The organism is Bradyrhizobium sp. Mp19 (assembly GCF_029952935.1).
Taxonomy (GTDB): Bacteria; Pseudomonadota; Alphaproteobacteria; order Rhizobiales; family Xanthobacteraceae; genus Bradyrhizobium; species Bradyrhizobium elkanii.
Map to the genome: position 1 here is coordinate 15,719 of NZ_JASAUT010000049.1, position 13,175 is coordinate 28,893.

The following is a 13,175-nucleotide window of genomic DNA, read 5'->3' on the forward strand; positions in this document are numbered from 1 at the left end:
TCCAATTCCGTTCGCGATGCGTTGAGTCGGCCGCCAATGGCGCTCCCAGAATTCAATTGCAACACTTCGGAAAAGATGGAAATCTGCTCGTCGATCATTGCTTTATGCGTCGACATTTTCTCCCTTTCAGGGACTCCGCGGTGCACGCGATCATCTTTCCTGCGGCCTCTCGCAGCTTCCTCGACAACACCAGGAACAGGTCGGCATGAGCCATCAAGCTCTCGTGACGGCCATTCTCTCGGGACTTGTGGTGGCGGCGTTCGGGCTATTCTGGTGGGTCGGCAGCTATTCCGATCGCGTGTTCGCAAACAGGTTCCGCACCCGCTTTCCGGAGAAGACGCTGAGCTACACCGGCGACCAGCTTGGCGAGCTGGTGCAGTCCGATCTGCGGATGAAATATGTCTTTCCGATCCTGTTTCCGTTCGATCTCATCGTGATGCTGGCGCTGGCGGGCGCGATGGGGGCGGCGTCATCGCACTGGCTCAGCCGGATCTACCCGTCCGCGGCGTGGCTCGGCCTGATCGTGCCGGCAGTGTACCTGCTCAGCGATCTGATCGAGGATTGTCTCCTGGCATGGCTGCTGCTGCACGGCGATCCGCATGCGGCGGCGCGGTCGGTCTCGATCCTGAAGGCGATCACGACGATCAAGCTGGTTGCCATCTTCGCCTCGATCGCGCTGACATTGGCGGCGTTCGTCGGGTGGCTGTTCCACGGCGAGTCGCTTGCCATCTAAAGCGCGGCCGGCTGCCTACTGATATGTCGCGACGATATCCGACACGGCGCGCTCGAGCTGCTGCGCGGTCGCGCATTGCCGTACCACGCTGCAGAAGGTCGCGTAGCGCGGCATCTCGGAATCGCCAAAACCCGAGACCATGCGGCCCTCGGGGTTGAGCCAGACCAGCCGTTTGGAGCGCTCGCCGATCCGGCGCAGAATGTCGGCGCGCGGATCGAGATTGTTGCTGCGGGCGTCGCCGAGCACGATCACCGTGGTCTGCGGCGTGATCGCGCTCATCCAATTGTCCTCGAAATCGGCGAAGGAATTGCCATAGTCGGACGAGCCGAAGCCGACCTTGGACATGATCTCCTTCATCGCCTCTTCCGGCGAGTTCGATTCCAGGATGTCGCTGACCTCGATCAGGTGGCCCGAGAAGGCGAATGAGCGGACGTCGTCCACCACCTCGTGCAGGCTGTGGATCAGGAGCAGGAAGAAGTCCGAGACGCGGGCGACCGAGCCCGAGACGTCGCACAGCGCGACGATCTTCGGACGGTCGCGATGCTTGCGCTTCCACGCGGTGAGGAAGGGGACGCCGCCCCAGGCCGCGTTCCGGCGCAGCGTGCGGCGGACGTCGAGATGGCCGCGGCGCTGGCGCTTGCGCGGCTTGGAGTAGCGCTCGCGCAGCCGGCGCGCGATCTGGCGGATCAGCGCGCGCATCTGCTCGACCTGCCGCGGCTCGATCCGCGCCAGCGGCGCGTTGCGCAGGATCTCGTTGCGCAAATTCTCCGCTTCCTCGCGCCCGTACAGCAGCAGGGCCTGCGAGACCGCATCGCGAACGGTGCCGCGCAGGCCGTTGAGCGCCTCCTGCAGCCGTTCGGCGAGCGCGGGATTGCGCGTGGTCTGCTCGTCGATGTCGTCGCGCAGGCGCTGGATCCCCATCGCATCGAGGATGCGGGTCTGGAAGATGCCGCGCTGGGTGAAGTAGCGGATATCCGGCAGCGAGGCGGCGCCGGAGGCGTTGGCGATCGCGCTCGATATCGCGGAGCGATCCTGCGACAGCAGCATCTGCGCCAGCGGCCCGACATTCTCGCTGGCGGCGCCGCCCGACGCATCGCCATGCTCGTCGGCCGACGGGTTGGCGCCGGATTCGCTGCCGTCGTCGGTCTTGCTCTGCTCGGCGTTCTCCTGCTGCGGCTCGGGCTGGCTGAAGAACAGGTCGAAGCATTCGCCGAGCGCGCGCTTCTCGTCCTGCGTCTTGGCAAGCGTCAGCAGGAAGGTGTCGCGCAGGATGTTGCGGTCGGCAAAGCCGACCTGGGCGACCGCCCGCATCGCATCGATGCTTTCGGCGGGCGAGACCCGGACCCCGGCCCCCCGCGCCGCACGAAAGAAGCGATGCAGGTTCTCGCGCATCTTGGTCTAGCTGAACACGCCCTGGCGAGACGCCTTGGCGATGAAGGACGAAATCTGCGGCGTCGCGGCCTCGATATCGGCCTCGTATTTCAGCAGCACGTTGAGCGTGTCCTTGACGATCTCTGTGTCGAGCTCGCTCGCCTGCAGCAGCACCAGCACGCGCGCCCAGTCGATCGCCTCGCTGACCGAGGGCAGCTTCTTCAGGTCGAGCGAGCGGATCTCGTGGATGAAACCGACCATCTGCTTGCGCAGGGTCTGCGAGATGCCGGGCACCCGGCTCTCGACGATGCGCTCCTCCAGCTTCTGCTCGGGGAAGCCGATGTGCAGATGCAGGCAGCGCCGCTTCAAGGCATCGCCAAGATCGCGCTCGCTGTTCGAGGTCAGGATCACGGTCGGCGGCGCCACCGCGGAGACGGTGCCGAGCTCGGGGATCGTGACCTGGAAGTCCGAGAGGATTTCCAGCAGCAGCGATTCGAATTCAGCGTCCGACTTGTCGATCTCGTCGATCAGCAGCACGCAGCCGGCCGGCTGCTCCAGCGCCTGCAACAGCGGCCGCGGCTCGACGAATTCCTTGGAGAAGAACACGTCGCCGAAGGTGTGGAGCTGGTCGAGCGCAGCCGCCAGCGACCGCGCGCCGCCGAGCACCTCGCCGAGCTTGTCCTTCAGGATCTGGGTGTAGAGCAGCTGCTTGGCGTATTTCCACTCATACAGCGCCTTGGCCTCGTCGAGGCCCTCATAGCATTGCAGGCGGATCATCTTCATGCCGCGCCATGCGGCGATCGCTTTCGCGAGCTCGGTCTTGCCGACGCCGGCGGGGCCCTCGACCAGGATCGGCTTCTCGATCTGCTGCGACAGATAGACCGCGGTCGCGATCTGCCGGCTCGCAATATAGCCTTGCGCGGCGAGGCCGCTTTCCACGGCCTCGATCGAGGCGGTGGGCCTGGTGTCAGCCACGAGGATCAGCTCCGAATTTGCCTTGAACTCGGACCTGTTCTGCGCCCGTTGCGGACAAAGCACAAGGCTCGTTTGGCCCGCAAAGGCATGAGGGCTAAAGGCTGGCGTTAGCGCATGGTTCCGGGGTATTTCCGCCGAGCGCAATACGGTTGTTAGCGTGTAGTTCGAACCTCCCCTTGAAAAGGGGAGGTCGCTTTGCTCGCCAGAGCAAAGCGGGTGGGATCTACTCTCTCCATCAACTCTGGCGTCTGCGGCTGACCCCATCCCGACCTTCCCCCTTTCAGGGGGAAGGGGAAGAATCTCGTAGACCGGCTACCGTCAGCCCGCGCAGCTCTTCACGTATTCCTTGCGCTGCGGGCCAACGATCTTCTGGTCGATCGCCTACTTCAGGCAGTCCAGATGCGCATGCGCCATGCAGAGCTGCATCTGGTCGTGCCGGCTGCGAAACCGCTTCACCTCAGCGTGAGACCGGTCGCGGCTTCAAGCTCGCCGATCGCCTGCGCGGCATTTGCGACCTTGATCGTGGTCATGCCCATCTCGCGCGCCGGCTTCAAATTGACGCCGAGATCGTCGAGATAGACGCAGTGCTTCGGGTTCACCTGCAGCGTCTCCATCATCATCCGGTAGATGCGCGGGTCGGGCTTGCGCAGGCCGATCTTCGCGGACTCGATGACGTGGTCGAACAGCGCCATCACCTCGGCGACGTAGAGCGTGCGTCCGCTGCGGCTGCCGATCGCGTTCGCCGGCAGATTGTTGGTGATGCAGCCGGTCTTGAATTTCGTCTTGATGCGCTTCAGCGCCTCGACCATCTCGGGGCGCAGGTCGCCGGAGAGCAGCGGCAGCACGTCCTTGCCGCGCACCTCGGCGCCGAGCGCCTTTGATTCCGTCGCGAACAGCGCGTCGAACGCGTCGATATCGATCTCGGCGCGCTCGAACTTGGCCCAGGCGTTCTCGAGATGGTTGGCGGCGTTGGTGCGGCGGATGATGTCGATCGGCAGGCCGCGCTCGGCCTCATAGCGCGCGAATGCCTCGAACGGCGAGGTGGTCAACACGCCGCCGAAATCCCAGATCACTGCCTCGATCATCAAAGTCTCGATCATCAAAGTCCTGCCCGTTGCAAAGCGGCGGCTTCGCCTCGGATCGTCCGGCCGATTGCAGGACAACAGGGAAACGCGCGTCCAGCCTTCTTTATTGGAATTGCCGTCGATCAGGCAAGCCGCCAGTTCGCGGCAAAGTCCGCCACGCGGAACCAGCTCACCAGACCATCGGCACCAGGCGATAGCGCACCCGCGCGAGATATTCGGCATAGCCGTCGAGCTCGGCGGTCAGCATCCGCTCCTCCATCAGCGACCGCAAGCCGAGCAGCGCCGCCATCACAGGCACGATGGCAAGGCCATACCAGGATCCCAGCAGCAGCGGCGTGCCGACATAGGTGAGGAGGCCGCTGGCATAGATCGGATGCCGCACATAGGCGTAGGGTCCGGTGGTCACAGCAGCATGCCCGCGCTCGCGCTGGATCTTCACGACCGGCGCGGCGTAGCTGTTTTCCCGGTAGGTCCGGTAGACGATATAGAACGATGCCGCGATCATCACGGCGCCGGCGCATTGCAGCCAGAAGGGCACGAGCGATGTCTGGTAGCGGACTGCGTCGAGCGCCATCAGCGGCAGCCATGTCAGCCACAGCAGCGGCATGATCGTCGTGATGACGCGATCCCATCCGGCTTGGCCGCGCGCGGTGCGCCGCTCGGCCAGCAACCCCGGATCGTGCCGGGCGAGCCAAGCCTCGGTGATCAGCCCACCGATCGTGATCTCGAGCAGGAACACCCAAGCGCCGGCCCATCGCAGCGTGCCGGCCGCGAGAAACAGGAACGTGCCGAGGCCCACACAAGTGAAGGCGACGCGGCGCAGATTGACGCGAGGGGGATTGCCGTTCTCGTTCATGTTTCTCTCCGGCGAACGACAACGGCCGCGCCGCCGGATCGGGCGGGCCGTTGCGTGCGTGGTTGCGGATCGCGGCCTGCTCGGCGCGCAGAGCCGATTAAGGTCTGCGGGTCCAGTTTCGCGCCTGTCCGGAATAGACCTTGCTCGGCAGCGCGCGCGCCGTGGGATCGAGCAGGATCTTCATCGCAGTGTTGAGCCGCTCCTCCGAATGCGGTGAGCCATCATGGCGCATCTGCTGCGGAGCCCCGGGGCCCTGCGGCGGCGCCAGATAGGTCGGCGTTGTCGGCGGAGTGGGGGTGGTGGCGATCTTCGGACGGGCGACAACAGCTGCCTCCATCGGGCGCCGCGCCTGGGCCATGCGTGACGCTGCGGAAGGTGCTTCCGCCGGCGGCGGCGAGGCGGCGCTGTCGGATCCGGATTTGCGGGGCGGTCTTGCCATGGCATCGGCTCCATAGGTTCGGTGATGACGACGACGTCAGGACTTGTCTTCGTCGGATGTGGTGCGTTTGGCGATGATCGGGTTGCGGTCGCTGATCGCGGCGATCAGCGAGGCGTGGCTCACGACTGACGAAACGACGATCTTGCCGGATGGCTCGATCCGGCGACCGTTCTGCTGCTGTTGCTGTGGGCTCCTGGCGGTGGATTTCTGCATCATATCGGCCTCCTCGAAGATGGGGTGGGGCCCGACAGCGCCGGGCCCCGAGTTTGGCGATCAGATGCCGAAGGCGCCGAGGACACCCGGCAGCGCCTGCGCGACGCCGCCGAGGATTTCTCCCCAGCCCTGCGGGTTGACCGACCCGTTGGTCGCCACGTCGGCAATCCGCTTCGGACCGCGCTCGATGCCCTCACACTGGATCGGGCTACGCACGCTGCCGAAGGTCTCAAAGTCGTTCCTTGCGTACATGTTCAGCTCCTTCTTTCGGTTTGAATTGACGGCAACTACGGGAGGTGGGCACCGACCGGGGCAGCCGTCGCTGGACGTCGCCCAGGGGATCGCTCATCGCGTCGATCCCCCGGACCACGTGACGCATTCGCGCCACGTTCTGATCTCCTCCGGACACGGAGGAGCAATCGCATCAATAGACCTGCCACTGCCGCAGCGGTCCGACCGCCACCGGCACCACGTCGCTCACGTCGATCGTGTACTGATAGACTTCGCGCGCCTGGGTCAGGACCTGGGTCGGATTGAAGAAGCGGTAGGTCACGTCGTGACAAACCGAGTCCGGGCGGCAGATGACGCTCTGGTCGACCTCGACGGTATCGAGCCGCAAGCCCTTCTTGGCGACGTCGGTGAATATCTTCCGCGTGTTGTATGCATTCATCGCGGAATAGTTCAGCGCGCGATCCTGCGGCGAGAGGCCGACATTGCGGAACTCGTTGTAGATCCGTTCGAGGAAGCCTTCCGCGCCGGCCGGCCAGGTGTCGGGATCGGGTCCGAACAGCGTGTAGAGATCCCACTGGTAGAAGCCGCGCCAGTCGGTCACCAGCGTCGGCACGACGGTCCCGTTCAGGAGCTTGGTCGTGTTGGCGCTGTCGACCCAGCCGGCCATCGAAATCCGCGCAACACCGCCGCGTGGCGGGAAAGCCGGGGGCGTGGTCGGTGGCGTATCGTCGCCGCCGCGCGCTGCCGGTACCACGGTTCGGGTGTTCGATGGATCGTCATGCGAGACCTCCTGATGCCAGAGCGCCAGGATCAGCGCGGCGAAGAATCCGAGACCGAACACATCGAGCGGCTTGACCGCATAGATCGGGATCGAGTCGATCGTCATCGTCCAGATGATGGCATCGGCATCCGGGAAGTTGTTGCCCGAGCCGCTCGGCGTCGCGCTTTCGCCTTCGGCCTGGTTCAACAGATAGCGCGCCATGATCGCCGGATTGTACGGCGCCGAGGTATCGCCGGAGCGGTCGCGCTCCGGTCCGAACGCCGGATCGCCGCGTCCGATCAGGCTGTCGCGCCAATTGGCGATGGCCTGCACGAAGTAGTCGAGGCGGGCCTCCTTGCCGAAATCGTAGAACAGCCGGCCGATCGGGAACGCGAGCTGTCCGGTGGATTCCGCCGCGGCGCCCTGCGGACGCATGCCGCCGCCACAGCCGCAGCTCTTCTCGCTGGTACGAACCGCGGGGGCTTCGTACATCGGCAGCGCCTGCGGCATCGCGACGGGAAGCGCGTTGCTCGGCATCAGCGCAGGCAGCTGCTGCGGCTGCAGCCAGGCCTGCGGCATCATGCCGGCCGCCGGCATCGCCATCTGCGGCATCATCATCGGCGGCATGACCATCTGCGGCGCCGGCGTCGGCATCCAGACCATGTCGCCGCCCGCGTGGGGGGCGTGATACGGATACGGCGCCGGCGCTGCGATCGGCGCGACGGCGACGCCGTGATCAACGGCCGCGGCGATGGCCGCAGGCGCTGCGGGCGCAGCAGGCTGCGCTTCGCTTGGCATGATCCCGGCGCTGCTGCGCAGGACCGAGCCGTCCGGCCCGAATATGCGCGGAGCCGATGGTGCAGACATTGCTGATAGATCTCCCATGGAACCCTCTCTGGTTGCAGTTGGCTGAGCGGCGGATGACGGTTGGACGAAAGGGCGCGCGGACACTCCCCGGAAACGGGGAGTCGCGGCCGTGGCACCCGACGGCATGACGGCGTCCGCCTGCTCGCCAAGCAGGGCGGCGACAGCCGCGGGAATATCGAGCCGTCCGGCGAGGCAGCGCGAGGCGCTGCCGTCGCTGCGGCAGGGCACCGCGCTTTCGAGCAGCGCGGCACGGACGGCTTGCGGATCGGCCTTGCGTCCGGTCTGGCGCAGGCATGAGAGCAGCAGGGCGACGACGCCGCTGACGATCGGCGCCGCGAAACTCGTTCCGGAGCGCAGGCTGATATTGCGGACCGGCGAGGCGCCGGCGATGTTTTCGCCCGGCGCGAGGATGCCGTTCTCGAGATAGGCGTCGCCGAAATTGCTGAAGGGCAGCGGATTGCCGGCCGGATCGCACGCGCCGACCGCAAGCACCGAAGCGAGGCTGCCCGGCACCTGGACGCAGCGGCATCCGTCATTGCCGGCGGCGGCGACGATCAGCTTGCCGGCGCGTTCGCAAGCGCGGACCGCGTCGACCAGAATGCGGTCGGCTTGGCCGGTCGCGGATTGCTGGCCGCTGCTGATATTGATGACGTCGGCGCCGGCGGCGAGCGCCTGGTTGATCGCGAGCGCCAGGGTGCTTTGCGACGACGGCTCGATCTGCCCGGCGACATTCTCGCGATAGATCGAGAACACGGTCGCGCTGCAATTCGGCGCGACGCCGAGCACCGGGCTGCCGGGCGTGCCCATCAGCACGCTCGTGACATGCGTGCCGTGCTCGGACTGGATCATCGGCGAAGCCGGTGCGACGAACTCGCCGCCCCTGGCGACGCGGGCCTGCCTGAGCGAAGGATGATTGAAATCGACGGGGCCGTCGATGATCGCGATCTTGACCGCGGGGTCGCCGCCCGACGTTCTCTGCCATAAGGCAGCCAGACCAGCGATATCGGCAACTGGATTCATGAAATCAATCCCGACTGATCAGCCGCAAATCCGTGCAGCCGATCCGTCTTCCGCGACAATTTGCTCTCACGCAGCGAACCACATGTCGTTGCGTTGGTGCAGTTGTGGCAGCTGTGACGCGAAAGGCCTATTCACCGCGGTGGATCAGAAAGGATCGAGCCGGCGATACGGATCGATCGGTCGATGAGATCGATCCTGCCTCTCGAACGATCGATCGAAGGGTTTAGTCGAGACCGATCTCACCGCACCATTGTGCGTGCCAGGGCAGACATGCGCTTGCATCTGCGCGCCGGTGCGCGAACGCGACCCGCGCGTCGGGCGAACACGGAATTCAGGATGTCGGTGTCAGTCGAGCTCGCGGGCCCGATCGGGGATCGCTGCCGATGATGCGATCCACGGTGCTTCGCGCACCCGTCGCATCGCCTGCGCCCGGCGCGGCAGGCCGAGCTTCTGCAGCACGTGATGGACGTGGTGCTTGACCGTCGCAAGACTGAGATTGAGATCGCGCGCGATCTCCTTGTTCGACAGGCCGTGTCCGATCAGCTTGAGAACCTCGCTTTCGCGGCGCGTCAGCCCCTGGTCCGCGTCGATCGTATCCGCTTGACGTTCCATGCAGAACAGCGCGCGCAGCAGGCCGCCGGAAATCTCGGCGCTGCAGGCGAGCCGCCCCGATGCCACATCCGACAGCGCCCGGCAGAGCTCATCGAAGCTGGCGTTCCGGGAAATGTAGCCGCTGAATCCGGCCCGGCCGCAGCGGACCACGTCGCGCCGGTCCTCGTTGAGGCCGAGCGCCACCAGTGCGACATCCGCATGGTCGCTCGCAATCGCACGCACTTCGTCGAGATCGATGCCCTGTGTGACGTCGATCAGAATGACATTCACACTGTCGGTCTCGAGGGTCTCGCGCAGGCCGGCGAGATCGGACACCGCCGCCGCAATCGCAAACTCGGCGTGGTTCTGGAAACTCGAGGTAAGCCCCTCGCTGAACAGCCTGATCGGCGTGACGACCGCTATCCTCATCATTATCCTCTAACTCAACGAAATGACGGATGGAGCGCCGTGTTGAGATCTACGGCGCCGGCATCCAGAAAAGTCATAAAGGTAAGTATGCGATATGCTGCCGGAGGTTGTATGATTGCCGGATCGAAATTACGGCGCTGATGCGGGCAATCAAGAGACGCAGTTCACATTCGAACGTCACCCGCGCGCCGGACGCGCGATTCGATGTGTGCGTATGGCGACAAGACGGCGATGTGTGGCGCGTGAACGCAATGGCGCTGCAGGATTCCGGCGGCGACTTCAACGTCGTAGAGATCGACGCGTAGATATTTAGACAATTGACGCGCGCAGGTCTGGATGCTCTGTACAATATTGCGTGTTCTCCAGAGCCCGGTGCGAGCGACGCAATGCCGCGCCTCGGATAGGCTCGATTCAGCAGCAGACCGACGGGGTTTCATGACGAGCGTGATTCGAGCGACAGCTTTTCTGACCCTGTTGGTGGCGACGCCGGCGCTGGCCATCGTCGGCGGCGGCGCGCCGTCGACGGATGGCGTTGCGCGCTCCGTCGTCACCATCGTCGGCTCGCGCGGCAATTTCTGCACCGGCGCGCTGATCGCGCCGAAGGTCGTGCTGACCGCGGCGCATTGCGTGCAGCCCGGCGCCGATTACAAGATCGTCGAATATGGCGCGGACAGGCAGCCGACGCTGCAGGACGTCAGGACGGTTGCGATCCATCCCGGCTTTCGGATGCAGGCGATGACCAATCATGTCGCCACCGCCGACGTCGCGCTGCTGCAGCTCGCGGCGCCGGCCGCAGGCAAGGCACCGGCCGCGCTCGGCATGCCAAACATTCCGATCCAGGTCGGCGGCCGCTTCACCATCGCGGGCGTCGGCGTCACCGTGCGCGGTGACGGCAAAAGCGGTGGCGCTACCCGCGTCGCCGGCCTGATCGCGAGCGGCAAGCCCGGCACGTTGCAGATCCGTCTCGTCGATCCGGTCGGGCAGGGTTTGCGCGAAGGGCTCGGGGCCTGCACCGGCGATTCCGGCGCGCCGGTGTTCGAGAACAAGCAGGGCGGCCCCGCCATCGTCGGCGTGGTGAGTTGGTCCACCGGGCCGAACGGCGCCGCCGGCTGCGGCGGCATCACCGGCGTGACGCCGCTGACACTCTATCGCGACTGGGTGATGCAGACCGCGCGGCAGTGGGGTGCGAGCTTTTAAAGTCACCTCGCCCCGCTTGCGGGGAGAGGTCGGATCGCATCGTGAGATGCGATCCGGGTGAGGGGGTACAGGTCTTTCGTCTGGTACCGCCTCGCGGAGAGAGCCCCTCACCCCGACCCTCTCCCCGTAAGAACGGGGAGAGGGAGTGAAGCCTAATGCCCCGCGGCCTTGTTCGCGGCGGCGTTGTTCAGCACGATCAGGCCGTCGACGGCGACGCCGAGCTTGCTGTTGATCAGGAACGGGTTGACGTCGATCGAGGCAATGCGGCCATTGGCGTCTGCCATCAGGTTGGAAAGACCGACCAGCGCCTTCACCGCCGACGGCTCGTGCAGCGCGGGCTTGCCGCGGTAGCCCTTCATCTTGACCCCGGCCTTGGTCCTGGCGATCAGCTCCTTCGCCTCGGCGGCGTCGAGCGGCGCGCCGGCGAGGGCGACGTCCTTCATCAGCTCGATATCGACGCCGCCGGTGCCGAACAGCACGACGGGGCCCATCTCGGCGTCGAGCGAGGCACCGACCACGAGCTCGAGGTCGGCCTTGACCTGCTGTGCGATCAGGATGCCCTCGAGCTTCGGCTTGCCCTTCAGCTTCTTCACCCGCGCGGTGATGTCGTTGAACGCCTTCTTCACCTCGGCCGCACTGGCGAGATTCAGCACCACGCCGCCGATATCGGATTTGTGCAGGATGTCGGGGCTGACCACCTTGGCGACCACCGGGAAGCCGATTTTCTTGGCGATCTTCACGGCCTCCGCCGCGGTCTGCGCGACCTCTTCCTTTGAGATCGGGATGCCATAGGCCTTGAGCAGCTTCTTCGAGGCGACCTCATCGAGTGCGGCGGCATTGTTGGCGGCCTTAAGCGTCTTCTCCAGCACCGCGCGCGCCGATGCCTTCGAGCTCGACGCGATATCGGGTACTTCCTTGCGCAGGCCGGCATATTCGATCAGCGACTTGATCGCGCCGACCGCGCGGTCGAGGCCCTGCATGACGGCGATATCGGGCAGCGACTTGCGCAGCCCCTTGGTGAACTCGGTGAAGCCGATCGACATCGCGCTGATATAGATCACCGGCTTGTTGGCCTGGCCCGCCATCTCGTTGACGATGCGCAAATTGCGCTCGCGCAGCTCGTGCGGCGCCTTCGGCAGCTCGGCATCGATGATGACGATGTCGGTGTCGGGATCGTCGATCATGATCTTGATCGACTTCATGTAGACGGAGGGATCGACCACCGCGGCAAAGCCGGCGTCGAGCGGGTTGCCGACGATGCTGCCGGGGCCGAGCATTTTTGCCAGCTGCTCCGAGGCGTTCGGGCTCAGCGGCGCAAAATTCAGCCCGGCGGAATAGAACGCGTCGATCAAAAGCCCGCGCTTGCCGCCCGACAGCGACACCGCCGCGAGGCGATTGCCCTTCGGCGGATCGGCATGGACGAAGCACTCGGTGGCCTCGATCAATTCATCCAGTCCGCGCACCCGGATCACGCCTTCGCGGGTCGAGATCGCATCGAAGGTCTCGATCGAGCCGGCGAGCGCACCGGTATGCGCCATCGCCGCGGCGCGGCCGCCTTCGGAAGCGCCGAGCTTGAGCGCGATCACCGGCTTGCCGGCGGCGCGCGCGGCCTTGCAGGCATCGCGGAACACTTTTGTGTTCCTGACGCCTTCGAGATAGACCACGATGACGCGGATGCTCGGATCGGCGGCGAAATAGCTCATCAGGTCCGGGGTCTCGAGCCCGGATTCATTGCCGGTCGTGACCATGTAGCCGACGCCGACCCCACGATCCTCCAGCGCCTGGCGGATCGCCATCACGATCGCGCCGGATTGGCCGGCGATCGCCACCGCGCCCTGCTCCATGGTGACGATGCGGTCGTCGATATTGGTGAACAGGTTCTCGCCGGCGCTGAGATTGCCGAGGCAATTCGGACCGGTGACCGCAAGTCCGGTCTCCTTGATCGCCTGCTTCAGCTCGACCGCGAGCCGCTGGCTCTCCTCGTCCTGCAGCTCGCTGAAGCCGGAGGTGACGATGGTCGCCGAGCGCGCGCCGGCCGCGGCCGCATCGCGGATCACCTGTACCGCAAACCGGGCCGGCACCAGCACCAGCACGTGGTCGGGTTTTTCGGGTAGGCTGGCGAAGTCCTTGTAGCAGGTGACGCCCCAGATCGCTTCGCGTTTGGCGTTGATCGGATAAAGGCCGCCGGCGTAGCCGTATTTGACCAGATTGTTCCAGATCCGTTCGGCGTAGTTGCCGGGCTTGTCGGTGGCGCCGACCAGCACGATGTTGCGCGGATGCAGCATCGCGTGGATGCTCTTGACGAGATCGCTGGCGTCAGCGGGCGGCGCCCATTTGTGGGATACATGAGACGCGGTGCTTGCGAAAGCTTCCATGGAGCCTGCCCTTATCCTTGTTGTCTTTGTTTC

The 13,175-nt window shown here is 65.3% G+C and carries 13 protein-coding genes; 3 read left to right on the forward strand and 10 right to left on the reverse strand.

Annotated features, from left to right (window positions below; translation table 11 throughout):
• The first annotated feature begins 205 nt into the window (after nucleotides 1-205).
• Nucleotides 206-733 carry a hypothetical protein gene (locus tag QJT82_RS34940; protein ID WP_245288751.1) on the forward strand — a complete coding sequence of 176 codons (528 nt, stop codon included), beginning with the start codon at nucleotides 206-208 and terminating at the stop codon, nucleotides 731-733.
• A gap of 15 nt (nucleotides 734-748) precedes the next feature.
• Here QJT82_RS34940 and QJT82_RS34945 read toward each other — a convergent pair whose 3' ends face one another.
• The 9 genes from QJT82_RS34945 to QJT82_RS34985 form a co-directional block, all read right to left on the reverse strand.
• Nucleotides 749-2,125, reverse strand: a complete 1,377-nt coding sequence (locus QJT82_RS34945; protein WP_264641749.1) for a VWA domain-containing protein — start codon at nucleotides 2,123-2,125, stop codon at nucleotides 749-751.
• Between the two features lie 6 nt (nucleotides 2,126-2,131).
• Entirely contained in the window at nucleotides 2,132-3,079 is a 948-nt protein-coding gene (locus tag QJT82_RS34950) for a MoxR family ATPase (RefSeq protein ID WP_028341518.1), read from the reverse strand.
• A 452-nt stretch (nucleotides 3,080-3,531) separates the two neighbouring features.
• Entirely contained in the window at nucleotides 3,532-4,164 is a 633-nt protein-coding gene (locus tag QJT82_RS34955) for an HAD-IA family hydrolase (RefSeq protein ID WP_196238179.1), read from the reverse strand.
• Between the two features lie 169 nt (nucleotides 4,165-4,333).
• The gene (locus tag QJT82_RS34960; RefSeq protein WP_035631820.1) at nucleotides 4,334-5,020 is read right to left on the reverse strand and encodes an isoprenylcysteine carboxylmethyltransferase family protein; all 687 of its coding nucleotides are present in this window, start codon (nucleotides 5,018-5,020) and stop codon (nucleotides 4,334-4,336) included.
• A gap of 97 nt (nucleotides 5,021-5,117) precedes the next feature.
• Entirely contained in the window at nucleotides 5,118-5,459 is a 342-nt protein-coding gene (locus tag QJT82_RS34965; RefSeq protein ID WP_125459406.1) for a hypothetical protein, read from the reverse strand.
• Nucleotides 5,460-5,495: 36 nt separating this feature from the next.
• Complete coding sequence (locus tag QJT82_RS34970; RefSeq protein WP_016842277.1) at nucleotides 5,496-5,675, reverse strand: hypothetical protein; 180 nt, start codon at nucleotides 5,673-5,675, stop codon at nucleotides 5,496-5,498.
• A gap of 57 nt (nucleotides 5,676-5,732) precedes the next feature.
• On the reverse strand, nucleotides 5,733-5,924 hold the full coding sequence (locus QJT82_RS34975) for a hypothetical protein (protein ID WP_016842276.1): 192 nt from the start codon (nucleotides 5,922-5,924) through the stop codon (nucleotides 5,733-5,735).
• Between the two features lie 172 nt (nucleotides 5,925-6,096).
• Complete coding sequence (locus QJT82_RS34980; protein WP_028341515.1) at nucleotides 6,097-8,550, reverse strand: S8 family serine peptidase; 2,454 nt, start codon at nucleotides 8,548-8,550, stop codon at nucleotides 6,097-6,099.
• 345 nt (nucleotides 8,551-8,895) lie between these two features.
• On the reverse strand, nucleotides 8,896-9,570 hold the full coding sequence (locus QJT82_RS34985) for a response regulator transcription factor (RefSeq protein WP_028341514.1): 675 nt from the start codon (nucleotides 9,568-9,570) through the stop codon (nucleotides 8,896-8,898).
• A 29-nt stretch (nucleotides 9,571-9,599) separates the two neighbouring features.
• Between QJT82_RS34985 and QJT82_RS34990 the strand changes: the two genes are divergently transcribed.
• The gene (locus QJT82_RS34990; protein WP_155258555.1) at nucleotides 9,600-9,875 is read left to right on the forward strand and encodes a hypothetical protein; all 276 of its coding nucleotides are present in this window, start codon (nucleotides 9,600-9,602) and stop codon (nucleotides 9,873-9,875) included.
• A gap of 130 nt (nucleotides 9,876-10,005) precedes the next feature.
• The gene (locus QJT82_RS34995) at nucleotides 10,006-10,767 is read left to right on the forward strand and encodes a trypsin-like serine protease (protein WP_028341513.1); all 762 of its coding nucleotides are present in this window, start codon (nucleotides 10,006-10,008) and stop codon (nucleotides 10,765-10,767) included.
• A gap of 152 nt (nucleotides 10,768-10,919) precedes the next feature.
• Here QJT82_RS34995 and QJT82_RS35000 read toward each other — a convergent pair whose 3' ends face one another.
• On the reverse strand, nucleotides 10,920-13,142 hold the full coding sequence (locus QJT82_RS35000; protein ID WP_028341512.1) for an acetate--CoA ligase family protein: 2,223 nt from the start codon (nucleotides 13,140-13,142) through the stop codon (nucleotides 10,920-10,922).
• Nucleotides 13,143-13,175 lie beyond the last annotated feature (33 nt).

Bases quoted from the DNA above. Each gene is read 5' to 3' on its own strand.
- QJT82_RS34990 (WP_155258555.1), top strand. From the start codon at position 9,600: ATGGAGCGCCGTGTTGAGATCTACGGCGCCGGCATCCAGAAAAGTCAT.
- QJT82_RS34975 (WP_016842276.1), bottom strand. From the start codon at position 5,924: ATGTACGCAAGGAACGACTTTGAGACCTTCGGCAGCGTGCGTAGCCCG.
- QJT82_RS34985 (WP_028341514.1), bottom strand. From the start codon at position 9,570: ATGAGGATAGCGGTCGTCACGCCGATCAGGCTGTTCAGCGAGGGGCTT.
- QJT82_RS34955 (WP_196238179.1), bottom strand. From the start codon at position 4,164: ATGATCGAGGCAGTGATCTGGGATTTCGGCGGCGTGTTGACCACCTCG.
- QJT82_RS34995 (WP_028341513.1), top strand. From the start codon at position 10,006: ATGACGAGCGTGATTCGAGCGACAGCTTTTCTGACCCTGTTGGTGGCG.
- QJT82_RS34965 (WP_125459406.1), bottom strand. From the start codon at position 5,459: ATGGCAAGACCGCCCCGCAAATCCGGATCCGACAGCGCCGCCTCGCCG.
- QJT82_RS35000 (WP_028341512.1), bottom strand. From the start codon at position 13,142: ATGGAAGCTTTCGCAAGCACCGCGTCTCATGTATCCCACAAATGGGCG.
- QJT82_RS34940 (WP_245288751.1), top strand. From the start codon at position 206: ATGAGCCATCAAGCTCTCGTGACGGCCATTCTCTCGGGACTTGTGGTG.
- QJT82_RS34980 (WP_028341515.1), bottom strand. From the start codon at position 8,550: ATGAATCCAGTTGCCGATATCGCTGGTCTGGCTGCCTTATGGCAGAGA.
- QJT82_RS34960 (WP_035631820.1), bottom strand. From the start codon at position 5,020: ATGAACGAGAACGGCAATCCCCCTCGCGTCAATCTGCGCCGCGTCGCC.
- QJT82_RS34970 (WP_016842277.1), bottom strand. From the start codon at position 5,675: ATGATGCAGAAATCCACCGCCAGGAGCCCACAGCAACAGCAGCAGAAC.
- QJT82_RS34945 (WP_264641749.1), bottom strand. From the start codon at position 2,125: ATGCGCGAGAACCTGCATCGCTTCTTTCGTGCGGCGCGGGGGGCCGGG.